We start from the raw sequence: 26,331 nt of genomic DNA on the forward strand, positions 1-26,331 counted from the left end.
AGTGGGGTAGAGTTCCGCGTTAAGCGGAATATTCTGTCCGCAATGGAGGTGCGCGGTGGACAGCCTGAGCGGCTTCATGGTGTTCGTGCAGGTTGCCGAGACACGCAGCTTCGTCGCGGCCGGCCGGCTGCTGGGCGTATCGGCCTCCGCCGTCGGCAAGAGCGTGGCGCGTCTGGAGGAAAAGCTTGGCGTGCGCCTGTTCCACCGCAGCACCCGCAGCGTCACGCTGACGGCCGAGGGCACGCTGTTCTTGGAACGCAGCCGGCGCATCCTTGCCGAAATCGAGGCGGCCGAGCTGGAATTGTCGCAGGCGACGGCAGCGCCGCGCGGCCGCCTGCGGGTCAGCCTGCCCCTGGTCAGCTCGCTGGTGCTGCCGGTGCTCGGCGAGTTCATGCGCGCCTACCCGGAGATCGAACTGGATCTGGACTTCACCGACCGCTTGGTCGATGTGATCGAAGAAGGCTTCGATGCCGTGGTCAGAACCGGCAACCCGACGGACTCGCGCCTGTCGGCGCGCAGGCTGGGTACCTTCGGTTCGATGCTGGTGGCCTCGCCCGACTACCTGATGCGACGAGGGACGCCCGAAGTGCCGGCCGATCTGCTGGCGCACGCCTGCCTGCATTACCGCGTTCCCAACAGCGGCAAACTGGAAACCTGGTCGTTGCGCCGTGCTGCCGGCGAGCCCGAGCTGCCCTTGCCCACGTCGATGATCTGCAACAACATCGAGACGCGCGTGTGCTTTGCACTGCAGGGGCTGGGTATCGCCTTTCTGCCCGAATTCTCGGTCAGGGAGCATCTGGCGAACGGACGCTTGCGGGTCGTACTGGCCGATCATGTCGAACGCACCGGCGTCTTCCATGTGCTCTGGCCCGCCAGCAAGCATCCCTCGCCCAAGGTCCGCGCGCTGGTCGACTTCCTCTGCGCGCGGGTGTTTCCGGCGCCGCCAGGCTGAATCCCGCCCTATTGCCCGGGATGGACGACCGACCGGAAGCTCCTGCTCCGTGCATCGCCCGTCAAACCCGGAAACACAAAACCCCGGGCATCGGCCCGGGGTTTCTTGGGTTTAAGCGTTCACCATCGACCGGTGAAGCGCGGCCGGATCATTCCCACTCGATCGTCGCCGGCGGCTTGCCGCTCACGTCGTAGACGACGCGGTTGATGCCGCGGACTTCGTTGATGATCCGGTTCGATACCTTGCCGAGCAGTTCGTACGGCAGTTCGGCCCACTTGGCGGTCATGAAGTCGCTGGTCTGCACCGCACGCAGCGCCACCACGTATTCATAGGTACGGCCGTCGCCCATCACGCCGACCGACTTCACCGGCAGGAACACCGCGAACGCCTGGCTGGTCTTGTCGTACCAGTCGAAGGCGCGCAGCTCGTCGATGAAGATCGCATCGGCGCGGCGCAGCAGGTCGCAGTATTCCTGCTTCACTTCGCCGAGCACGCGCACGCCGAGGCCCGGGCCCGGGAACGGGTGGCGGTAGACCATCTCGTGCGGCAGGCCGAGGGCGACGCCGAGTTCGCGCACTTCGTCCTTGAACAGGTCGCGCAGCGGTTCGAGCAGCTGCAGCTTCAGCGTATCGGGCAGGCCGCCGACGTTGTGGTGGCTCTTGATCGCGTGCGCCTTGCCGGTCTTGGCGCCGGCCGACTCGATCACGTCCGGATAGATCGTGCCCTGCGCCAGCCACTTGGCCGACGGCAGCTTGGCCGACTCGGCCTGGAACACTTCGACGAATTCGCGGCCGATGATCTTGCGCTTGGCTTCCGGGTCGCTCACGCCGGCCAGATGGCCCATGAACTGCGCGGTCGCGTTGACGTGGATGACCTTCACGCCGAGATGCTTGTTGAAGATGTTCATCACCTGCTCGCCTTCGTTCAGGCGCAGCAGACCGTTGTCGACAAACACGCAGGTCAGCTGGTCGCCGATCGCGCGGTGGATCAGCGCCGCGGCGACCGACGAATCGACGCCGCCCGACAGGCCGAGGATGACCTCGTCGCTGCCGACCTGTTCGCGGATGCGCTCGACGGCCTGCTCGACGTAGTTCGGCATCGTCCAGCTCGGCTTGCAGCCGGCGATGTCGAGCACGAAGCGGTTGAGCATGTCGCGGCCCTTGATCGTGTGCGTCACCTCGGGGTGGAACTGCACGCCGTAGAAGCCCTTGTCCTCATCGGCCATCGCCGCAATCGGGCACGACGGGGTTTCGGCGATCATCTTGAAGCCGTCCGGCAGCGCGGTCACCTTGTCGCCGTGGCTCATCCACACTTCGAGGAAGCCCTCGCCGTGCTCGCCAACGCGGTCTTCGATGCCGTTGAACAGCCTGCTGTGGTTGCGGGCGCGGATTTCGGCAAAACCGAACTCGCGCAGATGGCCGGCGTCGACCTGGCCGCCGAGCGACTGCGCCATCCACTGCATGCCGTAACAGATGCCGAACACCGGGATGCCGAGTTCGAACAGCGCAGGATCGGCCTGGTAATCACTCTCGTACACCGAGTTCGGGCCGCCGGACAGGATGATCCCCTTCGGGTTGAACGCACGAACGTCGTCGATCGACATGTCGAACGAATGCAGTTCGCAGTAGACATGGGCTTCGCGCACGCGCCGTGCGATCAGCTGGGTGACTTGCGAGCCGAAGTCGAGGATGAGGATTTTGTCCAGGGCTTGATCCATTGCCGGTTCCAGATTTCAGGTAACGAGTAACCTGTTATTTTAACGCGATAAAGCCCTTGCCGCGAGCCTGCCGGGCCCGCAGGCGTCCGATCGGTCCGGACCGGCCCTGGCGGGCGACCCGCGCGGATTACATTTGAAGTGCATAATTCCCTTGTGAGATTTGTTTATCTCCAGAAAGATTTTGCCGTTATATAGCGCTTGGCTAAAATACCGCCCTTGCGGCCAAGAGCCGAGACATCCAAAGACCGCGCGCACCCACAAGGTTGCTTTGTGACCATCCAGTTCAAGAATATCCACAAGTCTTACCGCGTCGGCGGACGCGATGTGCCCGCGCTGTCGGGCATCGACCTGACGATCAACCCCGGCGAAATCTTCGGCATGATCGGCCACTCCGGCGCCGGCAAGTCGACGCTGGTCCGGCTGATCAACCTGCTCGAGCGCCCGACCGGCGGCGAGCTGCTGATCGACGGCGACGACATCACCCGTTTCGACGACGATGCACTGCGCGCGCTGCGCCGCCGCATCGGCATGATCTTCCAGCACTTCAACCTGCTGTCGAGCAAGACCGTTGCCGACAACGTCGCCTTCCCGCTCAGGCTCGCCGGCACGAAGAGCCGCGCCGAGATCGACGCCCGCGTCACCGAACTGCTGGCACGCGTCGGCCTGGCCGAACATGCCGACAAGTATCCGCGCCAACTCTCGGGCGGCCAGAAGCAGCGCGTCGGCATCGCCCGCGCGCTGGCAACCGAACCGAAAATCCTGCTCTGCGACGAGGCGACGAGCGCGCTCGACCCGCAGACGACGCAGTCGGTGCTGCGGCTGCTGGCCGAGATCAACCGCGAGCTGGGCCTGACCATCGTGCTGATCACCCACGAAATGGACGTGATCCGCACGATCTGCGACCGCGTCGCGGTGCTCGACGGCGGCAAGATCGTCGAACACGGCCCGGTGGCCGACGTGTTCCTGCACCCGAAGCACGTCACCACGAGGCGCTTCGTGCAGGAGTCCGAGCACGTCGACGAAAACGAACAGAACGACGATTTCGCCCATGTCCCGGGCCGCATCGTCCGGCTGACGTTCCGTGGCGAGGCGACGTACGAACCGGTGCTCGGCAAGGTCGCGCGCGACTGCGGCGTCGATTTTTCCATCCTCGCCGGCCGCATCGACCGGATCAAGGACACGCCGTACGGCCAGTTGACGCTGGCGCTGACCGGCGGCGACGTTGATGCGGCGCTGGCCCGATTTGCATCTGAAGGACTGACCGTCGAGGCGCTGCGCTAAATGCTGGATACCCTGATCCCCACCCTGCTGCCGAACGTCGACTGGATCGACCTGTGGCAAGCCTGCCAAGACACGTTTTCGATGCTCGGCTGGTCGCTGCTGTTCACGCTGGTCCTCGGCCTGCCGCTCGGCGTACTGCTGTTCCTGACCGGAAGGCGCCAGCTGCTGGCCCAGCCGCTCGTCTACGGCGTGCTGTCCTTCGTCGTCAACGTGCTGCGCTCGGTACCCTTCGTGATCCTGCTGATCGTGATGATCCCGCTGACGACGCTGATCACCGGCACCTCGTTCGGCGTCGCCGGCGTGGTGCCGCCGCTGGTCGTCGGCGCGACGCCGTTCTTTGCCCGGCTGGTCGAAACCGCGCTGCGCGAAGTCGACCGCGGCATCATCGAGGCAACGCAGGCGATGGGCGCGACGACGCGGCAGATCGTCCTCGGCGCGCTGCTGCCCGAAGCGCTGCCCGGCATCCTCGCCGCGGCGACGGTCACCGCGATCACGCTCGTGTCGTACTCGGCGATGTCCGGCCTCGTCGGCGGCGGCGGTCTCGGCGATCTGGCGGTCCGCAACGGCTACCAGCGCTTCCAGACCGACGTGATGGTCGTCACCGTCATCCTGCTGCTGGTGCTGGTGCAGGCGCTGCAGATGGCCGGCGATCGCCTCGTTACCCATTTTTCCCGCAAGTGAAACCCGCCGGCCGTCCCACCCGGATGCGGCCGGTTTTAGATAAGTCCCACAAGGAGAGAAAGCAATGAAGAAGATCCTCGCTCTGATCGCGGCGGCCGTCGCGCTGAACGCCACCGCGGCCGACAAGCTCGTCGTCGGCGCCACCGCCGTACCGCACGCCGAGATCCTCGAGTTCGTCAAACCGACGCTGGCCAAGGAAGGCGTGACGCTCGACGTCAAGGTCTTCACCGACTACGTGCAGCCGAACGTCCAGGTCGCGGAAAAGAAGCTCGACGCCAACTTCTTCCAGCACAAGCCCTACCTCGATGAGTTCAACAAGGGCAAGGGCACCAACCTCGTGACCGTGACCGGCGTGCATATCGAGCCGTTCGGCATCTACTCGGGCAAGGTCAAGAAGCTCGCCGAGCTGAAGGAAGGCGCCACCGTGGCGATCCCGAACGACGCGACCAACGGCGGCCGCGCGCTGCTGCTGCTCGAGAAGGCCGGCCTGATCAAGCTGAAGGATTCGGCCAACCTGTCGGCAACCCAGCGCGACATCGTGCAGAACCCGAAGAAGCTGAAGATCCGCGAACTCGAAGCCGCCATGCTGCCGCGCGTGCTGAACCAGGTCGACATCGCCCTGATCAACACCAACTACGCGCTCGAAGCCAAGCTGAACCCGACCAAGGACGCACTGGCGATCGAAGGCAGCCAGTCGCCGTACGTGAACATCCTCGTCGCCCGTCCGGACAACAAGGACAGCGCCGCGATGAAGAAGCTTGCCGCCGCGCTGACCAGCCCGGCCACCAAGAAGTTCATCCTCGACAAGTACAAGGGCGCCGTGGTGCCGGCGTTCTGATCGTCGCCCGCATCTAGCGCAAAACGAGCCCGGCGTCTGCCGGGCTTTTGCTGGCTCGCAAATACGCCACATCGGTTATGCTTACGCCAAATACCGATTCATCCGGCATAAGCAGGCCTGACCGCTTACGCTTCTGGAGACGACCGTTGTCCGTGCCCACCGACAGCGCCACCGAAGCCGTCGAACTGATCGCCTGCCACGAGTGCGACCAGCTGCAGCGGCTGCACTACCCGCCCAGGGCGCGCGTCGTCCGCTGCTGCCGCTGCGGCGCCGAAGTCTACCGCTATCATCCGGATGCGCTGAACCGCACGCTGGCGCTGACGGTCGCCTCGCTGCTGCTGTTCATCGTCGCCAACGCCTTTCCGATCGTCGCCATCGACATGCAGGGCAATGTGCTGTCGACGAGCATGTTCGGCGCAGTTGCGCATCTGTGGACCACCCATGTCCCCATCGTCGCCGTGCTGGTCGCGCTGACGACGCTGATCGTGCCGTCGCTGACGCTGCTGCTGCTGATCTACCTGCTCGGGCTGATGCAACTCGGGCGCCGCCCGCCCGGTGCGGCCGAGCTGCTGCGGCTGCTGCACCTGTCGCGCCCGTGGGGCATGATCGAGGTCTATCTGCTCGGCATCCTCGTCTCGGTCGTCAAGCTGATGGCCTACGCCGCGGTGATTCCCGGCGTCTCGCTGTGGGCGCTGGTGCTGCTGATCCCGCTGATGGCGGCCATGCTCGGCTCGATCCACACCGACCTGATCTGGCGCCGGCTGGAGCAACTGAAATGACCACCGCGCAACGGATGCGTCTGGCGAACTGCCACGATTGCGGCCTGCTCTCGCGCCTGCCCGGCGGACACGGCCACTGCCCGCGCTGCGGCGCGGCGCTGCATTTCCGCAAGCCTGCCAGCCTCGCCAAGACCTGGGCCTACCTGATCGCGGCAATCATCCTCTACATTCCCGCCAACACGCTGCCGATGATGATCACCGGCTCGATCGTCGGCACCCAGGCCGACACGATTCTGAGCGGCGTCGTCTACCTGTGGACCAGCGGTGAATGGCCACTGGCGGCGCTGGTGTTCTTCGCCAGCATCATGGTGCCGCTGCTGAAGATGATCGCCATCCTGCTGCTGCTGATCACCTGCCAGCGCCGCTCGCGCTGGCAACCGCAACAGCGGATCAAACTGTACCGGCTGGTCGAATTCGTCGGCCGCTGGTCGATGCTCGACATCTACGTCGTCACCATCCTCGCGGCGCTGGTGCAGGTGCAGTCGCTCGCGTCGATCGCCGCCGGCCCGGCCGCGGTCGCCTTCGCCATCGTCGTCGTGCTGACGATGTTGTCGGCGATGAGTTTCGACCCGCGGCTGATCTGGGATCCGATCGACGAAGAACAAGAAGCTTCAGGAGAAAACCATGACACAAGCCACTGACCCGCTCGGCCCCGATCCCATCAATCGCTTACCCGAGGCCAAGGAAGACCCGCCGAAAAAGCGTTCGCTGCAGCTGGTGTGGGTCATCCCGATCGTCGCCGCGCTGATCGGCGGCTGGCTGGCGGTCAAGGCCGTGCTCGACCGCGGCCCCGAGATCACCATCACCTTCCGCTCGGCCGAGGGCATCGAGGCCGGCAAGACCAAGCTCAAGTACAAGGACGTCGACATCGGCCTGATCAAACGCGTCGTGCTCGCGCCCGATCGCCAGTCGGTGATCGCCACCGCCGAGCTGGCCAAGGACACCGACAGCATGCTGGTCAAGGACACGCGCTTCTGGGTAGTCCGGCCGCGCGTCGGTGCCGGCGGTGTCTCCGGCCTCGATACGCTGCTGTCCGGCGCCTACATCGGCATGGACATCGGCAAGAGCAAGGACAGCCAGCGCCACTACGCCGGGCTGGAAACCCCGCCGATTGTCACCTCGGGCCTGCCGGGCCGGCAGTTCGTGCTCAACACCGCCGAGATCGGCTCGCTCGACGTCGGCTCGCCGATCTACTACCGGCGCATCCTCGTCGGCCAGGTTACCGGCTACCAGCTCAATCCGAACGGCAAGGGCGTGACGATGAACGTCTTCGTCAATGCGCCGTACGACAAGTACGTGACGCTGAACACGCGCTTCTGGCAGGCCAGCGGCCTCGACGTCAGTCTCGACGCCAACGGTTTCCGGGTGCGGACCGAATCGCTCGCCAGCATCGTCGCCGGCGGCATCGCCTTCCAGGAACCGAACGACAACACCGACACCGCGCGCGCGCCGGAGAACTCCGCCTTCCGGCTGTTCCCCGACCAGGTGCTGGCGATGAAAACACCGGAAGCCGATGCCCAGACCTTCGTGATGTACTTCCAGGAAAGCCTGCGCGGCCTGTCGGTCGGCGCGCCGATCGACTTCCGCGGCATCGTCATCGGCGAGGTCAAGTCGATCAACCTCGAATACGACCGCAAGGCCAAGAACCTGCTGTTCCCGGTCGAAGTGCTGATCTACCCGAGCCGGCTCAAGGCCCGCTATCGCAAGGGCAGCGGCAACCCGTTGCAAGACAGCGGCACCCCGCACCACAAGATCATCGACGCCTTTGTCGACCACGGTTTCCGCGCCCAGCTGCGCACCGGCAACCTGCTCACCGGCCAGCTCTACATCGCGCTCGACTTCTTCCCGAACGTCGGCAAGGCCAAGGTCAACTGGAGCGAGGATCCGGTGGCTATCCCGACTACGCCGGGCAGCTTTGGCGACATGCAGAACACCGCCGCCAGCATCCTCAAGAAGGTCGACAGCATCCCGTTCGACGGCATCAGCCAGGACCTGCGCAAGGCGCTGCAGAACCTCGACAGCACGATAGACCGGACCAACAAGCTGATCGACCACCTCGACGGCGACGTGGCCACCGAAGCCGCGAAGACGCTCGCCCAGGCCAAGGCCACACTGGCGACGGCACAGCAGGTGATCGCCGACGGCTCGCCGCTGCAGCAGAACATGGGCAATACGCTCAAGGAAGTCAGTCGCGCCGCCGAATCGCTGCGCAATCTCGCCGATTATCTCGAACGCCACCCCGAGTCGCTGCTGCGCGGCAAACCGGAGGAAAAACCATGACCCGCCTTACCCGTACCCTGCTCGCCGCCGGTGTGGCCGCACTGATCGCCACCGGTTGCGCCAGCGCCCCGAAGGAATACTTCTACAGCCTTGGCAGCGCGGCGCTCGTCGATGCGCCGGCGCTCGGCGGCAGCGCCAGCGTGCCGGTCGCCATCGCCGCGGTGACGATCCCCGAAGCGGTTGACCGGCCGCAGCTCGTCGTCCAGCAATCGGGCGAGTTGCGCATCCTCGACCAGCGCCGCTGGATCCAGCCGCTGCGCAGCGATCTGGCCGCGGCGATCGCCGAGCAGCTCGGCCGCCAGCTCGGCGCACCGGTCGCAACGCCGTCGCAACTCGCCGCCAGCGAGGCGAGCTACCGCGTCGCCGTCGACATCCAGCGCTTCGACTCGGTGCTCGGCGGCAGCGCAACGCTCGATGCGCTGTGGCGCGTCACCGATGCCGGCGGCAAGGCGGTGAAGAACGGCCGCTTCAGCGCCAGCGAAGCGGCCAGGGACGGCGGCTACGACGCGCTGGTCGCCGCGCACGGGCGACTCGTGACCCGGCTGTCGCAGCAGATCGGTGCCGAACTCAAACCGCTGGTCGCGGCTCCGGCGAAGTAAGTCCTCAACGGACCGAAAAAAGGCGCCCCGCGGGGCGCCTTTTTTACTGCAGGACGAGCGACGGGCTGGCGGCGGTCGCGCCTAGGGCCGGTCGATCGCGTACGCGACCAGCGTCTCCAGCGACACCGCGTCGAGGATCGCCTCGTCGGTCGCCGCCAGCACGATCGGCGGCGCATGGCCGGCCAGCAGCGCCTCGATCCAGCGCATCGCGCAGACGCACCACTGATCGCCGGGCTTGAGCCCCGGAAAACCGTACTCGGGCCGCGGCGTGCTCAGGTCGTTGCCCTGCTCGCGCGAGAACGCCAGGAAGTCGGCAGTGACGCGGGTACACACGGTGTGCTGGCCGGGATCGTCGGCATGCTCGGCACAGCAGCCGTCGCGCAGGAAACCGGTCAGCGGGTCGACGCTGCACGGCAGCAGCGGTTCACCGAACACGTTGAAACGGCGATCAGCCAACGCGCTCTCCTTCGCTGACCAGGGTCATGCCATCGTAGCCGACGACGATCCCCTCCGGCAGCCGGGCCGACAGCGCGTGGTATTCGAGTTCGTGCGTCATGTGGATCAGCACCGTCCGTCGCGCGCCGATCCGCGCCGCAGCGGCGAGCGCCTGGTCGACGCTGAAGTGCGTCGGGTGCGGCGTGTTGCGCAGGCAGTCGAGCAGCAGTACGTCCAGTCCTTCGAGCAGCGGCAGGCTGGCTTCGGGAATCTCGGACACGTCGGTCAGGTAGGCGGCGTTGCCGATGCGAAAACCCAGGATCGGCCACTTGCCGTGCAAGAGCGGAATCGGGGTGATCCCGACGCCGCCGAACTCGAACGCTTCGTGCCCGACCTCGTGCAACTGCAGCACCGGCTTGTCCCAGTACTCGTTCGGCGCAAACAGCGTGTAGGGAAAGCGCTCGCGGATGTGCGTCAGCATCAGCCGGTTGCCGAATACCGGCAGTGCGGCCTTCTGCAGCCAGCACCACGCGCGCAGGTCGTCGATGCCGTTCAGGTGGTCGGCGTGCGGATGCGTGTAGAGCACAGCGTCGACGCGCAGCAGGTTCTCGCGCAGCGCCTGCGATCGCAGGTCCGGGCCGGTGTCGATCAGAAAGGTCTGGCCGCCGGCGCGGAATACCGCCGACGCGCGGGTGCGCCGGTTGCGCGGATCGCCCGAGGTGCACGTCGGGCAGCTGCAGCCGAGCGCCGGCGTACCGCCGCTGGAGCCGACCCCGAGCAGGACGACCTCGACCGCGGTACTCATGCGACGGCCTGCGCCCGGGCGAACAGCGTGAAGAAGTTGGCCGTCGTCGCCTCGGCGACCTCGGCCACCGGAATGCCGCGCAGATCGGCGATATGCTCGCCGACGTGCCGGACCCACGCCGGCTGGTTCATCTTGCCGCGGAACGGCATCGGCGCCAGATACGGCGAATCGGTCTCGATCAGCATCCGCTCGAGCGGCACCCGGCGGGCAACGTCCTTCAGCTCCTCGGCCTTCTTGAACGTGACGATGCCCGAGAACGAAATGTAGAAACCGAGCGCCATCGCCGCCTGCGCCACCTGCCAGCTTTCGGTGAAGCAGTGCATCACGCCGCCGACCGCGTCGGCGCCCTCTTCCCTGAGGATGCGGATCGTGTCGTCCGACGCCGAGCGGGTGTGGATGATCAGCGGCAAACCGGTCTGCTTCGCGGCGCGGATGTGCACGCGAAAGCGCTCGCGCTGCCATTCGAGGTCACCCTCGAGCCGGTAGTAGTCGAGCCCGGTTTCGCCGATCGCGATCACCTTCGGGTGTCTGGCCAGCTCGACCAGCCCTTCGACGGTCGGTTCGTCGACGTCCTCGTAGTCCGGGTGCACGCCGACCGACGCGAACAGGTTGGGCGCCGATTCGGCCATCGCGATCACGCTCGGCCACTCGGGCAGGTTCACCGACACGCACAGCGCATGGCTGACGCGGTTTTCCGCCATCGCCGCGAGCAGCTCGACGCGGCGCTCGGCGAGTTCGGGAAAATTGATGTGGCAGTGCGAATCGACAAACATGGTGGACGACATCTCTCAAAGCGGCGAGGCGCTTGGCAATCCCCAAGTTTAAATGAGTTTCAACCGCTTCGGCAGCTGCCCGTCCGTCACACCTTGCTTACCCAGAATCAACAAATTTCTTCGCCGTGCGTCAGCATTGTTATGATGCTCGCTTCGTTTTCCGGGGCCCGCGATGCGCGACCTTATCCTTGGCGCCAGCGCAATCGACATCATGCTCGGCGGCTGCGTCTTCTTTGCGGCGAGCTACGCCGGCTTCGCCCTGCTCAATCTGGCACTGACGCGCCATCTGCTGCCCGCCATCCGCTACGGCAACGTGCTCGACCCGCGCCCCGTTCCGCCGGGCCAGCTGCGCCGCGAACTCGGGCAGTCGGCGATGTCGATCCTGCTGTTCGGCTGCGGGATGATCTTTCCCTGGGGTCTGCTGCAGCTGGGCTGGGCGCGGCTCGCCGCCGATCCGCCTTGGTGGCAGACGGCGATCGAGATCCTCGTGCTCGTGGTCTGGAACGAGATCCACTTCTACGCCAACCACCGGCTGTTGCACACGCGCTGGCTGCGGCGCTTCCATACGCCGCACCACCGCTCGGTGGTGACCACGCCGTGGTCGACGTACAGCTTTCATCCGGTCGAGGCGCTGATGCTCGGCAACATCATCCTGCTGCCGATGCTGGCCCACGATTTCTCGGTCTGGGCGCTGGCGTCGGTTCCGGTGTTCAGCCTGCTGTTCAACAGCATCGGCCATTCCAACTACGACTTCCTGCCCGACGCCCATCACGACCGCTGGTGGCTGAACGGCGCACGCCGCCACCACCTGCATCACGCCTGTTTTACCGGCAACTACGGCTTCATGTTCCCGTTCATGGACCGGCTGTTCGGCACGGCGCTGCCGCCGGATGCGGCCGATGCACGCATCGTCCCGGCCCGCCGCGATGCTGCATAAGCGGCGCGACCTGCAGTCGCTGGCCTACCTGATCGCCCTGCCGGCCCTGGTGGCCGGGCAGTGGGTTTGGGGCATCCACTGGCTCGCCTACGCGCTGACGCTGTTCCTGACCCTGGGCACCGGCGTCATCCACCACAACCACACGCACCGGCGCATGTGGCGCAGCCGCCGGCTCAACCGGCTCACCGACTTCTGGCTCACGCTGCTGCAGGGCCATCCGACCTTCGTGTTCTACCCGGCGCACGTCGGCAACCATCACCGTTACCGGCACGGCCCGAAGGATGCGGCGCGGACCTACCGTTTTGGCGGCGACCGCAACGATCTGCGCGGCTATCTGCTGCATCCGCTGCAGGCGGCCTGGGTGCTTTACCCGCTGTTCATCGGCTGGCTGCGGCAGCTCGGCCGGCGCAACCGCGGTGCGCTGCGCTACTGCCTGGCGCAGTACGCGGCCGTGCTGGCCCTCTGGGGCGGACTCGCCTGGCTGGACTGGCAGCGCTGGCTGGTCCTGGTGCTGATTCCGCAGTTGCACGGCCTGCACTGGCTGCTGGCGACCAACTACCTGCAGCACGCGCACGCCGACGGCCATTCGCGCCTCAACTACGCGCGCAACTTCGAGGGCTGGGTCAACCCGCTGCTGTTCAACATCGGCCTGCACACCGCCCACCACGAGCATCCGCGCGCGCACTGGTCCGAGCTGCCCCGGCTGCACCGCGCGTACCGCGACCGCATCGATTCCCGCCTGAACGCCGGGCCGCTGGCCCGCTACATGTTCGTCACCTTCATCGCCAGCCTGCTGCTGCCGCGCCTGCGCAGCCGCCCGCTGATGCACGCCACGGAGAACACCCATGCCCACCCGCTTTGAACGCGTCTACATCGAGGCCGCCGGCAGCCACCTGCCGGGCGCGCCGGTCGGCAATGACGAGATGGACGCCTACATCGCGCCGATCAACCGCATTTCCGGGCGGATCAAGGCGCGCATCCTCGCCGAGAACGGCATCCGCACGCGCCACTACGCGATCGCCCCCGACGGCAGCACGACGATGTCGCACGCCGCACTGGCCGCCGCCGCCGTGCACGACTGCCTCGACCACGCGCAGGCGACGCTCGCCGACGTCTCGCTGCTCGCCGTCGGCTCGAGCGGCGGCGACGCGCTGATGCCGGGCTTCGCCAGCATGATCCAGGGCGAACTCGGCGCACCGCCAATGAGCACGCTGTCGAGCCAGGGCGTCTGCGCCGCCGGCGTGACCGCGCTGGCGCACGCCGCGCAGGGCATCGAGCTCGGCGCGCACCGGCAGGCCATGGTCGTCGCCGCCGAACTGCCGTCGCGGATGTTCAAGCACAGCCGCTTCGCGCCGCGCGGCTACGACAGCGACTTCGACGCCCACTTCCTGCGCTGGATGCTCTCGGACGGCGCCGGCGCCGCGCTGCTGACCGATACACCGAGCGGCCGCGGCGGCATACGCCTCAAGCTCAAGTGGATCCACCAGCAGAGCTTTGCCGGCGACTACCCGGTCTGCATGCAGCTCGGGCTGACCGAAGACCGCTCGACGTCCTTCCTCGACTTTCCGTCGAGCGGCGAAGCCGAAGCCGCCGGCGCACTGTCGCTGCGCCAGGACATCCGCCTGCTGCCCCACCTGTTCGACGTCGCCATCCACGAGTACGTGAAGCTGGTCGACGCCGGCTGGGTGAAATCCGGCGAGATCGACCACTTCCTGTGCCACTACTCGTCGGACAAGTTCATTCCGGTGGTCGAGGATCTGCTCGACAAGGCCGGACTGACGATTCCGCGCGAACGCTGGTACAGCAACCTCAACACGCGCGGCAACACCGGCGCGGCGTCGATCTTCGTGATGCTGGCCGAATTCCTCGAAACGCGAACGGTCAGGCCCGGCGAGCAGATCCTCTGCTTCATCCCCGAGTCGGGCCGGATCAGCGCCGCCTACATGCTGCTCGAAGCCGAAGCCGCCGACGCAGCGCTCGCACCGCCGCGCGTACCGGTAGAAACGCCGGCAGGCACGCCCGCCGCCGGCATCGCCGCACCGCACGACCCCGCCACGGCCCCCGCCCCGCTCCAGCCCTTGCTGACCCAGCTCGCCGGCCTGTGGCAGGACTACCGCTCGCAGGTGTGGCGCAGCCCGGTGGTGCATCAGCTTGTCGCCGGCCGCTTCGACGTCGCCGCCTACCGCAACTGGACCGCGCAATGGGTGCCGCAGGTGCGCGAAGGCAGCCTGTGGATGCGTGAAGCCGTCGCCTCGCTTACCGGGCCGTACGCGCTGCTGGCGCAGCTGATCGAAACCCACGCCGGCGAGGAGCAGAACGACTTCATGATCCTGTACCAGGATTACCTTGCCGCCGGCGGCAGCCAGCCGCTCGACGCCCTGCGGCGCAATCCGGGCGGCGAAGCGCTCAACGCCTACCTGCATGCGCTCGCGGCAACCGACAATCCGGTCGGCCTGCTCGGCGCAATCTACATCATCGAAGGTACCGGCCAGCGCATCGTGCCGGCGCTGCTGCCACTGCTGCGCCGGCAGCTCGACCTGCCGCCGGCCGCTTTCCGCTTCCTCGAATACCACGGCGCCAACGACGAACACCATCTCGCCCGCTGGCTTGCGGCAGTGGAAATCGTCCTCGACATCGACCCGGCCGCCGCGCCGGCGATCCTGGCGACGGCCCGGCGCACCGCCCAGCTCTACCTGATGCAGTTCGAACACATCGGAACCACCGCATGAAGGAACTCCCCGACTTCCTCGCGCAAGAGCACGACCCGCGCGACCCGAGCCCGTGGCTGGCGCTCTACCTCGACCAGAGCACGCCGCTGCCCGATCACGTCAAGAAGGCCTGGCTGGCCGATTCGAGCTCGGCATCGCGCCAGTTCCTGCTGCCCTTCATCCGGCCACTGGCGCGCGTGCTGATCGTGCTGATCCAGATCGTCAAGGCGGTACTGCCGCGGCGCTGGGCCGCGTCGCGCAGCCTGCACTGGCTGCTGGCCGAAGGGCTGAAGCGGCTGGTCTCGCCCGAGGCCAACTGGCTGGTGATGCGCCACTTCCACCTCGGCGCGCAGATCCTCGAGTTCATCGCCGCCAATGCCCCGGTGCCGGTCGAGACATCGCCGCTGAAACCGCTGGTGCTCGACGACCTGAAGGACGAGCTGTTCCTCAAGCACGACCTCAACCTGTTCAACTTCGTCATCCGGCTGGGCCAGGGCCTGCGGTTTGCCGAAACGGAACTCGGCCCGGTAGCGCAGCCGGACTTCAGCATGATCGGCGAACCGCCGCTGAAACTCGCCGACCTCCCGCAGGGCAGGCTCAATTTCGTCGACCTGCAGACCGCGATCGAGTGCTTCACGCCGGTCTACCAGCTGTTCCTGACCGACAACGACTTCTGGCGCGCGGCCAACTCGCTGCAGCTCGACGAGACCATCGGCCTCTACGCCGCCACGCTACTGGGGCGGCCCGAGCACCTGATCCTGCTGAACAACAAGCATCCGCTGCTGCCGATGAGCACGCTGCGCGCCGGCTACCGGCTGGTGCTGCACGGGCTGTCGACCGAAATGCTGCATGCGCTGCTGATGCGGCAGAAAGCGTTGCAGGCAGCCGGATAAGACACAAAAAAGCCCGGCGTTTTCACGTCGGGCTTTGCGTCCGGCCAGCGCGATCGCTACATCGTGTGCGTGGTCCGCGCGCTCTGCAGGTAGCCGCCGAGCAGGCCCTCGATCTTGGCCTTGGCCTGCGCGCCGGCCTCGTTGCCGGAGAAGCGCACGCCGATGCCCTGCTGGTGGTTGTTGTGCGCGCCAGCCGGCGTCAGCCAGACGACGTGGCCCGAGACGGCGATCTTGGCCGGGTCGTCGAGCAGGGACAGCAGCATGAAGACTTCGTCGCCGAGCCGGTACGGCTTGCCGGTCGGAATGAAGATGCCGCCGCCTTTGACGAAAGGCATGTACGACGCGTACAGCGCGGCCTTTTCCTTGATGTTCAGCGACAGCACCCCGGGGCGCGAGGTTTGCTGGCGGTAGTCTTCGCTCATCGTCGCTCTCCCTTGAGCGCGGCGCCCTTGAGCGCCGCCAGATAATCGTAAAGCAGCGCCTCGATGTTCAGGCGCGCATTCAGCGGATGGGTCGCCAGCCGGCGCGCGTCGATCAGCCGTTCGGCATACCGTGGCAGTTCGGCGGCACGTGGCGCCAGCCGCGCCAGCGCCTCGCTGCGATCCGGATAATAACGGACTTTGCCGGCCATCGCGTTCGCAACGAGGTCGTGTACCCATTTCTGCAACCAGTCGACGATCAGCGTCATCTCGACCTTGGCGCGGTCGAACTCGGCGGCCAGCCCGATCACGTCGAGCCCGCCCGGATTCGCGAGCGCGTCGAGCAGCCTGGTGCGGTACGGCAGCCACTCGGCCGACGCGTCGTCGAGCGCCGCCAGCGGCGCGCCGCCGCTGTGGGCCAGATGCAGTAGCGGGTTGACGACGCCCTGCCCGGCCAGCCACTGCGCGGCCAGCTCGGGCGCCGGGGTCGGCAGCGGAAAGATCCGGCAGCGGCTGCGGATCGTCGGCAGCAGCCGGCGCCACTGGTGCGAAACGAGGATGAAGCGCGCGCCGGCCGGCGGCTCCTCGAGCGTTTTCAGGAAGGCGTTGGCCGCGGCGGTATTCATCGCCTCGGCCGGGTAGACGACGGTGACGCGGGCACCGCCGCGGTGCGCGGTCAGGTTGACGAAGTCGCCCAGCTCGCGGATGTCGTCGACGGTGATCAGTGACGATTTTTTCTTTGCCGGCTTGGCATCCTCGGCCGGCTCGTCGTCGACGTCCTGCGGCGCCAGCACGCGGTAGTCCGGGTGGTTGCCGGCGGCAAACCAGCGGCAGCCGTCGCAGACACCGCACGGTGCAGCAGCACGGTCGGCCGACTCGCACAGCAGCGATGCCGCCAGCCGGTCGGCGAAGCGCCGCTTGCCGATGCCGGCGGCGCCGGTCAGCAGCAGCGCGTGCGGCAAGCGGGCGATATTCGCCGTCAGCGCCCGCCACGGCTCGGCCTGCCACGGGTACAGCGTGTAGTCGCTCATGCCTCGCCCCGCAACCAGCGCGGCAGATCGGCCGCCAGCCCGGCCTGGATGTCGGCAATGCTACCGGTCGCGTCGATCACCTTGACCCGTTGCGGGTCGGCCTCGGCGCGCTCGAGGTAGGCCGCGCGAACGCGTGCGTGAAAGTCGCTGGCTTCCTGCTCGAAGCGGTCGAGCGCATCGCGCCCGGCCATCCGGGCCCGGCCGATATCGGGCGGCACATCGAACACCAGCGTCAGGTGCGGCTGCAACAGCGCTTCGCCGCGGCGCTGCACCCACTCTTCCAGCGCGGCGAACTTGGCCGGATCCAGCCCGCGCCCGCCGACCTGGAACGCCCAGGTCGCATCGGTGAAGCGGTCGCTGATCACCCATTCACCACGCGCCAGCGCCGGTTCGATCACGCAGGCCAGGTGCTCGCGCCGTGCGGCGAACATCAGCAGCGCTTCGGTTTCCAGATCCATCGTCTCGGACAGCAACAGCGTACGCAGCTTTTCACCCAGCGGCGTGCCGCCGGGCTCGCGCGTCAGCAGCGGCGCAATGCCCTGGGCGCGCAGCCAGTCGGCCAGCCATGCGAGCTGGGTGCTCTTGCCGGCGCCATCGACGCCCTCGACGCTGATGAAGCGCGCCGGGAGCAAGTTCTGTTCGGAAAGGTGTTCAGACATGCAGCCGATTGTCTCATACCGTCCGAGCCCACTCATAGCCGCATGCTCGCCAAGCGCCCCGTCCGACAGCGCAGCCAAGACCTCGACGGACTGCCGAGAAACCCAGCGCAGCGGTGCCGGCAAGGGGCCCTTTAGGGTCCGAAGCGTCCCACGGGGACTTCCTTCGGTCGCAACAGTACAACGGCAAGCACGGCCAGCAGTGTCAGCAGCCCGCCGGCTGGTCGCGGTACTTCTTCATCAGCCTCACGTAGTGCGCGGCCGAATAGTTGAAGTGCGCCAGTTCGTCGTCGGTCAGCCGCCGCACCTGCTTCACCGGGCGGCCCAGATATAGGTAGCCCGATTCGAGCACCTTGCCCTGCGGGACCAGCGAGCCGGCGCCGATCATCACCCGGTCCTGCACGACGACGCGATCAAGGATGATCGTGCCCATGCCGACGAGCACCTCGTTGCCGATGGTGCAGCCGTGCAGGATCACCGCGTGGCCGATGGTGACGCGGTCGCCGATGATCAGCGGTGCACCGTCCGGATCGTCCGGGCGCTTGTGCGTCACGTGCAGCACGCTGCAGTCCTGCACGTTCGAATCGTGGCCGATCTGGATGTGGTTGACGTCGCCGCGCAGCACCGCGCCGGGCCAGATGGAGGAATTGCTGCGAAGAAAAACGTCGCCGATCACCTGTGCGCTGGCATGCACCCAGGCACCGTCGCCGAGTACCGGCGTGATTCCGTCGAATTGTTCGATGGCCATGACTATCCTTGAAATCCTGTCGTGGTTTGACCTTGAAAAGCACGCGCGCAAGGCGCATCTACGCTGTTACGACGATTCTACCCGAGACCACACGATGACCCAGACCAACCCGCTGCTCGACCTGGCCGGCCTGCCGCAGTACGACGCCATCCGCCCCGAACACGTGAACCCGGCGCTCGACGTACTGCTCGAACAGGCGCGCGCCGCGGTCGCCCAGGCCGAATCCGTCGAGACGCCGAGCTGGGACAACTTCGTCGCGCCGTCCGAAGACGCGATGGAGCGCCTGGGCCGCGCCTGGGGCGCCGTCGCGCATCTGGAGTCGGTGGTCAACACCCCCGAACTGCGCGAGGTCTACAACCAGAACATTCCGCGCATTTCCAACTTCTATACCGAACTCGGCCAGAACGAGGCGCTCTACGCACGCTGGAAACAGCTTGCCGCCAGCGACGAATTCGCCGGCTACGACCAGACCCGCCGGACCATCGTCGAGCACGCGATCCGCGACTTCAAGCTCTCCGGTGCCGAGCTGCCCGCCGAGCAGAAGGAACGCTTCATGCAGATCGAGGAGCGCTCGTCCGAGCTGACGACCAAGTTCGCCCAGAACGTGCTCGACGCCACCGATGCCTTCGCGCTGTATGTCGACGACGAGTCGGAGCTCGCCGGCCTGCCTGACGACTGGAAAGCCGCCGCGCGCATCGGCGCCGAGGCGGACGGCAAGACCGGCTGGAAGGTCACGCTGAAAATGCCGAGCTACCTGCCGGTGATGCAGTTCGCCGAGAACCGCCAGCTGCGCGAGACGCTGTACCACGCCTACGTGACCCGCGCGTCCGAGTTCGGCCCGGCCGAGCGCGACAACACGCCGCTGATCGAGGAAATCCACGCGCTGCGCCAGGAAGGCGCAAAGCTGCTCGGCTTCGAGAGTTTCAGCGAGGAGTCGCTCGCGACCAAGATGGCCGACACCCCGAACGAAGTGCTCGGTTTCCTGCGCGACCTGGCCGAGCGGGCGCAGCCGCACATGATCAACGACCGCGCCGAGATGGAACGCTACGCGCAGGAGCGGCTCGGCTACGGCAAGCTCGAAGCCTGGGACGTCGGTTTCGTCTCCGAACGCATCCGTGAAGAGAAGTACGCGTTCAGCGAACAGGAAGTGAAACAGTACTTCACCGAGCCGACCGTGCTGACCGGCCTGTTCCATCTGGTCGAACAGCTCTACGGCCTGCAGTTCGTCCCGGCCGACGCACCGGTCTGGCATCAGGACGTGCGCTTTTTTGAGCTGAAGAACCGCGACGGCTCGCTGGTCGGCGGCCTCTACCTCGACCTGTATGCGCGCGACGGCAAGCAGGGCGGCGCGTGGATGAACGACGTCCGCGGCCGGCGCAAGCAGGCCGATGGCCGCATCCAGACGCCGGTGGCGCTGATCGTCTGCAACTTCGCCAAGGGAGTCGAAGGCCGCCCGGCGCTGCTGCCGCACGACGACGTGATCACGCTGTTCCATGAAGCCGGCCACGCGCTGCACCACCTGCTGACCGAGGTCGACGAACTGTCGGTATCGGGCATCTCCGGCGTCGAATGGGACGCGGTCGAGCTGCCGAGCCAGTTCATGGAGAACTTCGCCTGGGAATGGCAAGTGCTGCCGCAGCTGACCCGCCACGCCGACAGCGGCGCCGCACTGCCGCGCGCGCTGTACGACAAGATGCTCGCGGCAAAGAACTTCCAGAGCGGCTCGGGCATGCAGCGCCAGCTCTACTTCTCGATCTTCGACATGGAGCTGCACCAGCGCACCGAACCGATCGAGATCAAGCGGCTCGCCGAAATGATCCAGGGCGAACTCGGCATCCCGCTGCCGCCCGACTACAACCGCTTCCCGCAGAGCTTCAGCCACATCTTCGCCGGCGGCTACGCGGCCGGCTACTACAGCTACAAGTGGGCCGAAGTCCTCAGCGCCGACGCCTACGCCGCGTTCGAGGAAGCCGCCGGCAAGACCGGCAACGTCGTCGACGCCACGGTCGGCGAACGCTTCCGCCGCGAAGTCCTCGCCCGCGGCGGCAGCCGCCCGGCGCTCGAGAGCTTCACCGCCTTCCGCGGCCGCAAACCGGAAATCGACGCCCTGCTGCGACACAACGGGCTGGCCGGCTGATCCGGCGCTGCCACGAAGCAAAAAAACCCGGCCTGGCCGGGTTTTTTTATTGGACAGCGAATAGTAAGAAAATTCTTGATGTGTAAGAAAATTCTCAAGACATCCGGCCCTCCTGCCGGGCCGAACGGCCATCTTGACCAAAAAACATCACAATCGGCCCGGACTCTCACATTTGTTTACAAAAAAATTACGCAAATTTATCATCGATGGCTTATATGCAGCGCACTCACCCAATCATAAAACTCTCGTAGATCCCGCCATGAGCCCCCAGACCCGTACACTGAAGCTGGCTTCCATCCTTACCGCAACCCTCCTTGCCGCTTGCGGCGGCGGAGGAGGTGGTGGTAGCGATTCGTCACCTGCGCCGGCCCCGACGCCAGCCCCGACGCCGGCACCAACACCGACCCCCACGCCTCCGCCACTCGTGAACGACAACGCCTTTGGCGCGGATTGCATCGGTGAAAACTGTGGCACCAACAGCGTCGTCTATTCGGGTAGCGGTGTCGGCGCATGGCGTTACACCAACACCACGTCGGCCCCTGCCAACGTAGCGGTGGCTCTGGGTGGCGTTGCAGGCAAGATTGTCACGCTGGTTTACACCAACCAGACGCCCAACCCGGTCGCCATGCCGGCCATCACGCTCGCACCATCACAGTCGCTGGCTTCGCTCAAGTCGGCCACTGCCGACGCGAATGAACGCATCAACCAGATCCCCGAGCGCATCCGCGAGTTCAACCGCAACCGCCCTGCGCTGCAAACGGCCCCTGCCGGCGCACGGCGCGCGATCAAGGCGCCCACCGCCGCCGTCGTCGGCGCTTCCCGTATGTGGACCGTCGACAACGGTGTCAACGATACGCTGGAAACGCGCAGCGCCGTGCTGCAGAAAAAGGCCACCGCCTCCGACGGTCGTGTCGTCAACTTCTGGGTCGAGAGCGGCGAATTCGGCGTCGGCAAGCTGACCGCGGCGCAACTCGACACGCTCGCCAGCCGTTTCACCGACGGCAGCAACTCGGTGTACTCGATGGTGACCGGTATCGCGGGCCAACCTTGGGGCGTGCATCCGTACAACGACCTGATTCCGGCCAATCAGGAAATCGACATCGTTTTCGTCAACTTCGACCGCAACAACAAGCCTTTTGGCCTGATGGGCTACTTCTGGTCGCTCAACAACTTCCTCAAGGACAACAATCACGCCCAGCTCAAGAACAGCAACCAGTCGCTGTCGTTCTACATGGACACCGAGACCGTCTACCTCGGTGGTGAAATCGGCATCAAGGAAGAGATCAGCACGCTGGCACACGAATTCGTGCACATGATCAACTTCTATCAGCGCGGCGTCGTGCTCAACAGCGCCAACACCGACAACACGTTTGATACCAGCTGGGAAGAAATGAGCGCCATGATGATGGAAGACATCATCGGCTCGCGACTCGATCCCGTTTACCACCCGATCCGCGACGGCCGCTTCCCGGAATGGCTCGCTCAAGGCGCGTACAACTGCAACCCGTTGAACTGGATCAGCGATACGAAATCGCAATGCTTCAGCTACAACGTAGCCGGCAGCTTCGGCGCCTACCTGCTGCGCCAGTACGGGGTTGGCTTCTACAAGCACTTCCTGCGCAATACCAGCTTCAATGCGGGCAGCCAGCCGGTTGCCTTGCTCGACAGCTCCATCAGGCAGTTTGGCGGCCGTGGCTACGCCGAAGCGCTGCGCCGCTGGGGTGCGAGCATTGCGTTGCTGCCATCCGCGACGTCGCCCACGGGCTTCGGCTATCCGCAACGCGTCGACAGTGGCTTCACGCTGCCGGGGCTCAACGGTTCGAACTACACCGGCATCCGCAAGCTGCCGACCAGTGTGCCGGCCATGCTCGAGGGCTACGCCCACTTCCCGCTGGTGCGCAAGCCGGCCGGCGCCGGCTACGCCGAAACGCTGATCGTGCCGGCCGGTACGAGCCTTTCGGTCATCGTGAACTGAGTCGACAACAGACTGTCACAACGGCCATGGCATGCACCATGGCCGTTGTGCTTGGGAGGAAACCGATGCATTTGTCCCGATGGATTGCCCTGCCTGTCCTGGCCGTACTGCCGCTACTGGCATCCTGCGCCAGCCCCGCCTACACCCTGGGTCAGCCCGTTACCGCCGAAGGCAAGCTCGTGCTCAAGGGAAACGAGCCTTTCGCGGTTCCGGTGCTGCTGGGACAGTCCGAACAATGGGAACTGACCGGGCTGAAGCAGCAGCAGTACGTTCCGCTGCAGAACAAGGCCGTGCGCGTACGCGGCACGGTGGCACGGTTGCCCGGGGAAGGGCTGCTGCGCGCCCAGCTGCAGGTGACCGAGATCAAGGGATTGCCTGAAAGCAAATAGGCTTTCTACCGCTACAGCCGCCGCCATTCGCTGTCGATCAGGCCCTCGATCGGCCGGTAACGCGTCTTGTACGCCATCTTGCCGCAGCGCTCGATCCAGTAGCCGAGATACAGGTAGGGCAGGCCGAACTGGCGCGCCAGGCTCACCTGCCACTGCACGTTGTACACGCCATAACTCGCGCCGGGGACATCCGGGTCGTAGAAGGTGTAGACCGACGACATGCCGTCGTCGAGCTGGTCGATCAGGCTGACCATGCGCAACTGGCCAGCCTCGCGGAACTCGACCAGAAAGCTGGCGACGTTGCTCTTGAGGATGAAGTTCTCGTACTGCTCGCGGCCATCCTGGTCCATGCCGCCACCGGCGTGGCGCGCGGCCTGGTAGCGCTGGTACAGCTGGAAATGCGCGTCGGCGTATTCAAGCCCGAGCAGGCGGGCCCGCAATTCGCCGTGGCGCTGCAGCGCCCGCCGCTGGCTGCGGTCCGGCTCGAACTCGTTCACCGGGATCCGCACCGGCACGCAGGCCGTGCAGCGGTCGCAGTGCGGCCGGTAGACGAACTGGCCGCTGCGTCGAAAGCCGATCTGCACCAGCTGGCTGTAGCTCTGGGCGTCGATCAGCTCGGACGGCACCGCCACCTGCGAGCGCGCCAGTTGCTCGGGCAGGTAACTGCACGGATACGGCGCGGTTGCGTAGAACTGCAATTGCAAGGTCTGAATGCGCGGGTTCATCTTGGTTCCCCCTGCGCCCGGTACAACCATGGTCCGGGTAGGTCTGGTTGGGCAGTAAGCTTTCTCAGCCTAGCAACAAAATCGGCCCTCGGGACTTCCCGGCCACCGAATCGCGCCAGATGATCGGTGCGCATCTGGCAGTCGATCAGTCCGAAGCCCTGATGCCGGAGCCAGCGCACCAGATGGACGAAGGCGATCTTCGACGCATCCGGCGCACGCGCGAACATCGATTCGCCGTAGAACATCCTGCCGATGGCAACGCCGTAAAGCCCGCCGACAAGCTCGCCGTCCATCCAGCATTCTGCACTGTGGGCGTGGCCGAGATCATGCAGCTCGCCATAGCCTGCGCGAATCTCGTCGCTGATCCAGGTACCGTGATCGGCGCCACGCGGCGCGGCACAGCCCTGCATCACCGCGTCGAACGCGGTGTCGAAGCGGACTTCATACGGGCGATGACGGATGACCTTGGCGAGCGAGCGGCCGACATACAGCTCGTCGGGCACCAGCACCATGCGCGGATCGGGGCTCCACCACAGGATGGGCTCGCCGGGCATGTACCAAGGGAAGATGCCGGCGCGGTATGCGGCCAGCAGGCGCCCGGCGCCAAGATCGCCGCCGGCCGCGAGCAGGCCGTTCGGATCGGCCAGTGCATGCTCGAGCGGCGGAAACCGCAGCGTACGGTCGAGCCAGGCGATCATCGGGGAAGGGGGATTACTTTTTCTGCTGCTGGCAATCCTTGCAGATGCCGTACAGGTACATCTCGTGGTCCTGGATTTCGAAGCCGTGCGCCTTGGCGATCGCCTCCTGGCGCTGCTCGATTTCCGGATCGCAGAACTCCTCGACCTTGCCGCACTTCACGCACACCAGGTGGTCGTGGTGGCCGCCCTGGTTGAGCTCGAACACGGCCTTGCCCGACTCGAAGTGATGGCGCTCGAGAATGCCGGCCTGCTCGAACTGCGTCAGCACCCGGTACACGGTCGCCAGACCGATATCGGTATGTTCGGCCATCAGCACCCGGTAGACGTCTTCGGCCGAGAGATGGCGCTGCTCGCTGGTTTCGAACAGGTTGAGGATTTTCAGGCGGGGGCCGGTAGCTTTGAGGCCCATGCCCTTGAGGTCGTTGGCTTTGCTCATTGGAGTCCGTATCCGGGCAAGGAGTGCCGCCGTGGCTGCGGGCCTGGGCGACTACCGGTATGATATAGCGTTTACCGCGCCGACTCCAACCGGGGCCGGCGCGCCGACTTGTCCAACTCCACGGATTGCAGGCCCCATGCAACTTCGCTTGATCGCTCCCCTGGTCGCGGCACTGATGCTCAGCGGCTGCGGCGTCATGAACTGGCTGACACCGTACAAACTCGACATTCCGCAAGGCAACGAGGTCACCGCCGATCTCGTCGGCCAGCTCAAGCCCGGCATGACGCGCGCGCAGGTCCGCTTCCTGCTCGGCACGCCGCTCCTGACCGACCCGTTCCACGCCAACCGCTGGGATTACGTCTACAGCGATGCGCGCGGCGGCACGCTCGAGCAGAAGAAGACCTTCGCCGTCTTCTTCGACGGCGACAGCCTGACCCGCTGGGAAGGCGACACGCTGCCCGAGGCGGTTCGCGCCAAGGACGCCAAGATGCTCGACACCCGCGCCGAGCCGCGCAGCAACGACATGCAGAGCACCGCCGCCCCCGGCTCGGCCGACAGCCCGACCCAGGAAGTCAAACCGCTGATCAAGGAATAAGCCATGTCCCTCCGTATCGCGATTGCCGGCGCCTCGGGGCGCATGGGCCGGATGCTGGTCGAAGCGACGCTGGCCGCGCCGGACTGCACGCTGCACGCCGCGCTCGACCGTCCGGGCGCCGATACGCTCGGCCAGGATGCCGCGGCCTTTCTCGGCCGGGAAAGCGGCGTGGCCATCGTCGCCGACCTCAAGGCGCTCGAAGGTGCCGACGTGCTGATCGACTTCACCCGTCCGGAAGGCACGCTGGCGCACGTCGCCGCCTGCCGTGCCTACGGCGTCAACATGATCATCGGCACGACCGGTTTCGACGATGCCGGCAGCGCTGCGATCCGCGAAGCGGCCGGCGACATCGCCATCGTCCACGCGTACAACATGAGCGTCGGCGTCAACCTGCTGGTCAAGCTGCTCGAAGTCGCCGCCAAGGCGTTGCCGGAAGGCTACGACGTCGAAGTGCTGGAAATGCACCACCGGATGAAGGTCGACGCCCCGTCGGGTACCGCGCTGATGCTTGGCGAGGCCGTTGCCGGTGCGCAGGGCCGCACGCTCAAGGATGCCGCCGTTTATGCCCGCGAGGGCATCACCGGCGAGCGCGAGCCGGGCACGATCGGCTTTGCGACGCTGCGCGGCGGCGACGTGATCGGCGATCACACGGTGATCTTCGCCGGCCTCGGCGAGCGCGTCGAAATCAGCCACAAGGCGAGCAACCGGACGATCTACGCGCAGGGCAGCATCCGCGCCGCGCGCTTCCTTGCCGGCAAGCAGTCGGGCTTCTTCGACATGCAGGACGTGCTCGGGCTGCGCTGAGCGCGGTACCGAAACGGAAAAAAAGGGCGCCACCGGCGCC

General features: G+C 66.1%; 28 protein-coding genes. 17 read left to right on the forward strand and 11 right to left on the reverse strand.

The features are described from left to right. Nucleotides 1-55: 55 nt before the first annotated feature. A complete protein-coding gene (locus BJP62_RS05675; RefSeq protein ID WP_070527606.1) occupies nt 56-952 on the forward strand; it encodes a LysR family transcriptional regulator in 897 nt (298 codons plus the stop codon). Nucleotides 953-1,100: 148 nt separating this feature from the next. Here BJP62_RS05675 and guaA read toward each other — a convergent pair whose 3' ends face one another. Beyond that, nucleotides 1,101-2,669: a glutamine-hydrolyzing GMP synthase gene (guaA, locus tag BJP62_RS05680; RefSeq protein ID WP_070527609.1), complete on the reverse strand. Its 1,569-nt coding sequence runs from the start codon at nt 2,667-2,669 to the stop codon at nt 1,101-1,103. A 270-nt stretch (nt 2,670-2,939) separates the two neighbouring features. Between guaA and BJP62_RS05685 the strand changes: the two genes are divergently transcribed. The 7 genes from BJP62_RS05685 (at nt 2,940) to BJP62_RS05715 (ending at nt 9,127) form a co-directional block, all read left to right on the forward strand. Continuing rightward, on the forward strand, nt 2,940-3,950 hold the full coding sequence (locus tag BJP62_RS05685) for a methionine ABC transporter ATP-binding protein (RefSeq protein WP_205700967.1): 1,011 nt from the start codon (nt 2,940-2,942) through the stop codon (nt 3,948-3,950). Further along, on the forward strand, nt 3,951-4,631 hold the full coding sequence (locus BJP62_RS05690; RefSeq protein WP_070527611.1) for a methionine ABC transporter permease: 681 nt from the start codon (nt 3,951-3,953) through the stop codon (nt 4,629-4,631). A gap of 64 nt (nt 4,632-4,695) precedes the next feature. Then, nucleotides 4,696-5,469: a MetQ/NlpA family ABC transporter substrate-binding protein gene (locus BJP62_RS05695; protein WP_070527614.1), complete on the forward strand. Its 774-nt coding sequence runs from the start codon at nt 4,696-4,698 to the stop codon at nt 5,467-5,469. Between the two features lie 152 nt (nt 5,470-5,621). Continuing rightward, nucleotides 5,622-6,248, forward strand: a complete 627-nt coding sequence (locus BJP62_RS05700) for a paraquat-inducible protein A (RefSeq protein WP_070532364.1) — start codon at nt 5,622-5,624, stop codon at nt 6,246-6,248. Next, on the forward strand, nt 6,245-6,889 hold the full coding sequence (locus tag BJP62_RS05705) for a paraquat-inducible protein A (RefSeq protein ID WP_070527617.1): 645 nt from the start codon (nt 6,245-6,247) through the stop codon (nt 6,887-6,889). Before BJP62_RS05700 ends, BJP62_RS05705 begins: the two co-directional genes overlap by 4 nt. Continuing rightward, nucleotides 6,873-8,528, forward strand: a complete 1,656-nt coding sequence (locus BJP62_RS05710; RefSeq protein WP_070527619.1) for an intermembrane transport protein PqiB — start codon at nt 6,873-6,875, stop codon at nt 8,526-8,528. Before BJP62_RS05705 ends, BJP62_RS05710 begins: the two co-directional genes overlap by 17 nt. Next, the gene (locus BJP62_RS05715) at nt 8,525-9,127 is read left to right on the forward strand and encodes a membrane integrity-associated transporter subunit PqiC (protein WP_070527622.1); all 603 of its coding nucleotides are present in this window, start codon (nt 8,525-8,527) and stop codon (nt 9,125-9,127) included. Before BJP62_RS05710 ends, BJP62_RS05715 begins: the two co-directional genes overlap by 4 nt. Before the next feature lie 81 nt (nt 9,128-9,208). Here the strand turns inward: BJP62_RS05715 and BJP62_RS05720 are convergent, their stop codons facing one another. The 3 genes from BJP62_RS05720 to BJP62_RS05730 are packed head-to-tail and all read right to left on the reverse strand — an operon-like array spanning nt 9,209 to nt 11,140. Then, a complete protein-coding gene (locus tag BJP62_RS05720) occupies nt 9,209-9,583 on the reverse strand; it encodes a DUF2237 family protein (RefSeq protein WP_070527625.1) in 375 nt (124 codons plus the stop codon). Then, nucleotides 9,576-10,367, reverse strand: a complete 792-nt coding sequence (locus BJP62_RS05725; protein WP_070527628.1) for an MBL fold metallo-hydrolase — start codon at nt 10,365-10,367, stop codon at nt 9,576-9,578. The genes BJP62_RS05720 and BJP62_RS05725 overlap by 8 nt, the downstream gene beginning before the upstream one ends. Next, nucleotides 10,364-11,140, reverse strand: a complete 777-nt coding sequence (locus BJP62_RS05730) for a TatD family hydrolase (RefSeq protein WP_070527630.1) — start codon at nt 11,138-11,140, stop codon at nt 10,364-10,366. Before BJP62_RS05730 ends, BJP62_RS05725 begins: the two co-directional genes overlap by 4 nt. A 172-nt stretch (nt 11,141-11,312) precedes the next feature. Here BJP62_RS05730 and BJP62_RS05735 point away from each other — a divergent pair, with 172 nt between their 5' ends. The 4 genes from BJP62_RS05735 to BJP62_RS05750 are packed head-to-tail and all read left to right on the forward strand — an operon-like array spanning nt 11,313 to nt 15,678. Then, the gene (locus BJP62_RS05735; protein ID WP_070527633.1) at nt 11,313-12,077 is read left to right on the forward strand and encodes a sterol desaturase family protein; all 765 of its coding nucleotides are present in this window, start codon (nt 11,313-11,315) and stop codon (nt 12,075-12,077) included. After that, nucleotides 12,040-12,939 carry a fatty acid desaturase gene (locus tag BJP62_RS05740; RefSeq protein ID WP_205700968.1) on the forward strand — a complete coding sequence of 300 codons (900 nt, stop codon included), beginning with the start codon at nt 12,040-12,042 and terminating at the stop codon, nt 12,937-12,939. The genes BJP62_RS05735 and BJP62_RS05740 overlap by 38 nt, the downstream gene beginning before the upstream one ends. Beyond that, nucleotides 12,923-14,806 (forward strand): StlD/DarB family beta-ketosynthase, encoded by a 1,884-nt coding sequence (locus BJP62_RS05745; protein ID WP_070527639.1) that lies wholly within the window; start codon nt 12,923-12,925, stop codon nt 14,804-14,806. The genes BJP62_RS05740 and BJP62_RS05745 overlap by 17 nt, the downstream gene beginning before the upstream one ends. Next, on the forward strand, nt 14,803-15,678 hold the full coding sequence (locus tag BJP62_RS05750) for a hypothetical protein (RefSeq protein ID WP_070527645.1): 876 nt from the start codon (nt 14,803-14,805) through the stop codon (nt 15,676-15,678). The genes BJP62_RS05745 and BJP62_RS05750 overlap by 4 nt, the downstream gene beginning before the upstream one ends. Nucleotides 15,679-15,734: 56 nt before the next feature. Here the strand turns inward: BJP62_RS05750 and BJP62_RS05755 are convergent, their stop codons facing one another. The 4 genes from BJP62_RS05755 to BJP62_RS05770 form a co-directional block, all read right to left on the reverse strand. Continuing rightward, nucleotides 15,735-16,100 carry a PilZ domain-containing protein gene (locus BJP62_RS05755; protein WP_070527648.1) on the reverse strand — a complete coding sequence of 122 codons (366 nt, stop codon included), beginning with the start codon at nt 16,098-16,100 and terminating at the stop codon, nt 15,735-15,737. After that, entirely contained in the window at nt 16,097-17,128 is a 1,032-nt protein-coding gene (holB, locus tag BJP62_RS05760; protein ID WP_070527650.1) for a DNA polymerase III subunit delta', read from the reverse strand. The genes BJP62_RS05755 and holB overlap by 4 nt, the downstream gene beginning before the upstream one ends. Beyond that, nucleotides 17,125-17,787, reverse strand: coding sequence for a dTMP kinase (gene tmk / locus BJP62_RS05765; protein WP_070527653.1), 663 nt, complete (start codon nt 17,785-17,787; stop codon nt 17,125-17,127). Before tmk ends, holB begins: the two co-directional genes overlap by 4 nt. Before the next feature lie 202 nt (nt 17,788-17,989). Beyond that, nucleotides 17,990-18,532 carry a gamma carbonic anhydrase family protein gene (locus BJP62_RS05770; RefSeq protein WP_070527660.1) on the reverse strand — a complete coding sequence of 181 codons (543 nt, stop codon included), beginning with the start codon at nt 18,530-18,532 and terminating at the stop codon, nt 17,990-17,992. 94 nt (nt 18,533-18,626) lie between these two features. Here BJP62_RS05770 and BJP62_RS05775 point away from each other — a divergent pair, with 94 nt between their 5' ends. The 3 genes from BJP62_RS05775 to BJP62_RS05785 all read left to right on the forward strand — a co-directional run bounded on the left by BJP62_RS05775 (nt 18,627) and on the right by BJP62_RS05785 (nt 23,033). Continuing rightward, nucleotides 18,627-20,669: a M3 family metallopeptidase gene (locus BJP62_RS05775; protein ID WP_070527664.1), complete on the forward strand. Its 2,043-nt coding sequence runs from the start codon at nt 18,627-18,629 to the stop codon at nt 20,667-20,669. A gap of 133 nt (nt 20,670-20,802) precedes the next feature. Then, on the forward strand, nt 20,803-22,644 hold the full coding sequence (locus BJP62_RS05780) for a hypothetical protein (RefSeq protein ID WP_205700969.1): 1,842 nt from the start codon (nt 20,803-20,805) through the stop codon (nt 22,642-22,644). Between the two features lie 65 nt (nt 22,645-22,709). Next, nucleotides 22,710-23,033 carry a hypothetical protein gene (locus BJP62_RS05785; protein ID WP_070527668.1) on the forward strand — a complete coding sequence of 108 codons (324 nt, stop codon included), beginning with the start codon at nt 22,710-22,712 and terminating at the stop codon, nt 23,031-23,033. 11 nt (nt 23,034-23,044) lie between these two features. Here the strand turns inward: BJP62_RS05785 and BJP62_RS05790 are convergent, their stop codons facing one another. The 3 genes from BJP62_RS05790 to fur are packed head-to-tail and all read right to left on the reverse strand — an operon-like array spanning nt 23,045 to nt 24,892. After that, nucleotides 23,045-23,758 (reverse strand): arginyltransferase, encoded by a 714-nt coding sequence (locus tag BJP62_RS05790; protein ID WP_070527674.1) that lies wholly within the window; start codon nt 23,756-23,758, stop codon nt 23,045-23,047. Next, entirely contained in the window at nt 23,755-24,456 is a 702-nt protein-coding gene (gene aat, locus BJP62_RS05795) for a leucyl/phenylalanyl-tRNA--protein transferase (protein WP_070527678.1), read from the reverse strand. Before aat ends, BJP62_RS05790 begins: the two co-directional genes overlap by 4 nt. Nucleotides 24,457-24,469: 13 nt before the next feature. After that, nucleotides 24,470-24,892 (reverse strand): ferric iron uptake transcriptional regulator, encoded by a 423-nt coding sequence (fur, locus tag BJP62_RS05800; protein WP_070527681.1) that lies wholly within the window; start codon nt 24,890-24,892, stop codon nt 24,470-24,472. A 136-nt stretch (nt 24,893-25,028) separates the two neighbouring features. On the opposite strand from fur, the gene BJP62_RS05805 reads away from it, so the two are divergent. Further along, nucleotides 25,029-25,487 (forward strand): outer membrane protein assembly factor BamE, encoded by a 459-nt coding sequence (locus BJP62_RS05805; protein ID WP_070527684.1) that lies wholly within the window; start codon nt 25,029-25,031, stop codon nt 25,485-25,487. A gap of 3 nt (nt 25,488-25,490) precedes the next feature. Next, nucleotides 25,491-26,291, forward strand: coding sequence for a 4-hydroxy-tetrahydrodipicolinate reductase (gene dapB / locus BJP62_RS05810; RefSeq protein ID WP_070527687.1), 801 nt, complete (start codon nt 25,491-25,493; stop codon nt 26,289-26,291). The last annotated feature ends 40 nt before the right edge of the window (nt 26,292-26,331 follow it).

Source organism: Jeongeupia sp. USM3, from assembly GCF_001808185.1.
GTDB lineage: Bacteria > Pseudomonadota > Gammaproteobacteria > Burkholderiales > Chitinibacteraceae > Jeongeupia.

Excerpts from the sequence above, each read along its gene's own strand:
- tmk (WP_070527653.1), bottom strand. The coding sequence starts at position 17,787 with ATGTCTGAACACCTTTCCGAACAGAACTTGCTCCCGGCGCGCTTCATC.
- BJP62_RS05750 (WP_070527645.1), top strand. The coding sequence starts at position 14,803 with ATGAAGGAACTCCCCGACTTCCTCGCGCAAGAGCACGACCCGCGCGAC.
- BJP62_RS05755 (WP_070527648.1), bottom strand. The coding sequence starts at position 16,100 with ATGAGCGAAGACTACCGCCAGCAAACCTCGCGCCCCGGGGTGCTGTCG.
- BJP62_RS05690 (WP_070527611.1), top strand. The coding sequence starts at position 3,951 with ATGCTGGATACCCTGATCCCCACCCTGCTGCCGAACGTCGACTGGATC.
- BJP62_RS05785 (WP_070527668.1), top strand. The coding sequence starts at position 22,710 with ATGCATTTGTCCCGATGGATTGCCCTGCCTGTCCTGGCCGTACTGCCG.
- BJP62_RS05705 (WP_070527617.1), top strand. The coding sequence starts at position 6,245 with ATGACCACCGCGCAACGGATGCGTCTGGCGAACTGCCACGATTGCGGC.
- fur (WP_070527681.1), bottom strand. The coding sequence starts at position 24,892 with ATGAGCAAAGCCAACGACCTCAAGGGCATGGGCCTCAAAGCTACCGGC.
- BJP62_RS05735 (WP_070527633.1), top strand. The coding sequence starts at position 11,313 with ATGCGCGACCTTATCCTTGGCGCCAGCGCAATCGACATCATGCTCGGC.
- guaA (WP_070527609.1), bottom strand. The coding sequence starts at position 2,669 with ATGGATCAAGCCCTGGACAAAATCCTCATCCTCGACTTCGGCTCGCAA.
- BJP62_RS05805 (WP_070527684.1), top strand. The coding sequence starts at position 25,029 with ATGCAACTTCGCTTGATCGCTCCCCTGGTCGCGGCACTGATGCTCAGC.
- BJP62_RS05710 (WP_070527619.1), top strand. The coding sequence starts at position 6,873 with ATGACACAAGCCACTGACCCGCTCGGCCCCGATCCCATCAATCGCTTA.
- BJP62_RS05715 (WP_070527622.1), top strand. The coding sequence starts at position 8,525 with ATGACCCGCCTTACCCGTACCCTGCTCGCCGCCGGTGTGGCCGCACTG.
- BJP62_RS05775 (WP_070527664.1), top strand. The coding sequence starts at position 18,627 with ATGACCCAGACCAACCCGCTGCTCGACCTGGCCGGCCTGCCGCAGTAC.
- dapB (WP_070527687.1), top strand. The coding sequence starts at position 25,491 with ATGTCCCTCCGTATCGCGATTGCCGGCGCCTCGGGGCGCATGGGCCGG.
- BJP62_RS05745 (WP_070527639.1), top strand. The coding sequence starts at position 12,923 with ATGCCCACCCGCTTTGAACGCGTCTACATCGAGGCCGCCGGCAGCCAC.
- BJP62_RS05740 (WP_205700968.1), top strand. The coding sequence starts at position 12,040 with ATGCACGCATCGTCCCGGCCCGCCGCGATGCTGCATAAGCGGCGCGAC.
- holB (WP_070527650.1), bottom strand. The coding sequence starts at position 17,128 with ATGAGCGACTACACGCTGTACCCGTGGCAGGCCGAGCCGTGGCGGGCG.
- BJP62_RS05725 (WP_070527628.1), bottom strand. The coding sequence starts at position 10,367 with ATGAGTACCGCGGTCGAGGTCGTCCTGCTCGGGGTCGGCTCCAGCGGC.
- BJP62_RS05770 (WP_070527660.1), bottom strand. The coding sequence starts at position 18,532 with ATGGCCATCGAACAATTCGACGGAATCACGCCGGTACTCGGCGACGGT.
- BJP62_RS05730 (WP_070527630.1), bottom strand. The coding sequence starts at position 11,140 with ATGTTTGTCGATTCGCACTGCCACATCAATTTTCCCGAACTCGCCGAG.
- BJP62_RS05790 (WP_070527674.1), bottom strand. The coding sequence starts at position 23,758 with ATGAACCCGCGCATTCAGACCTTGCAATTGCAGTTCTACGCAACCGCG.
- aat (WP_070527678.1), bottom strand. The coding sequence starts at position 24,456 with ATGATCGCCTGGCTCGACCGTACGCTGCGGTTTCCGCCGCTCGAGCAT.
- BJP62_RS05695 (WP_070527614.1), top strand. The coding sequence starts at position 4,696 with ATGAAGAAGATCCTCGCTCTGATCGCGGCGGCCGTCGCGCTGAACGCC.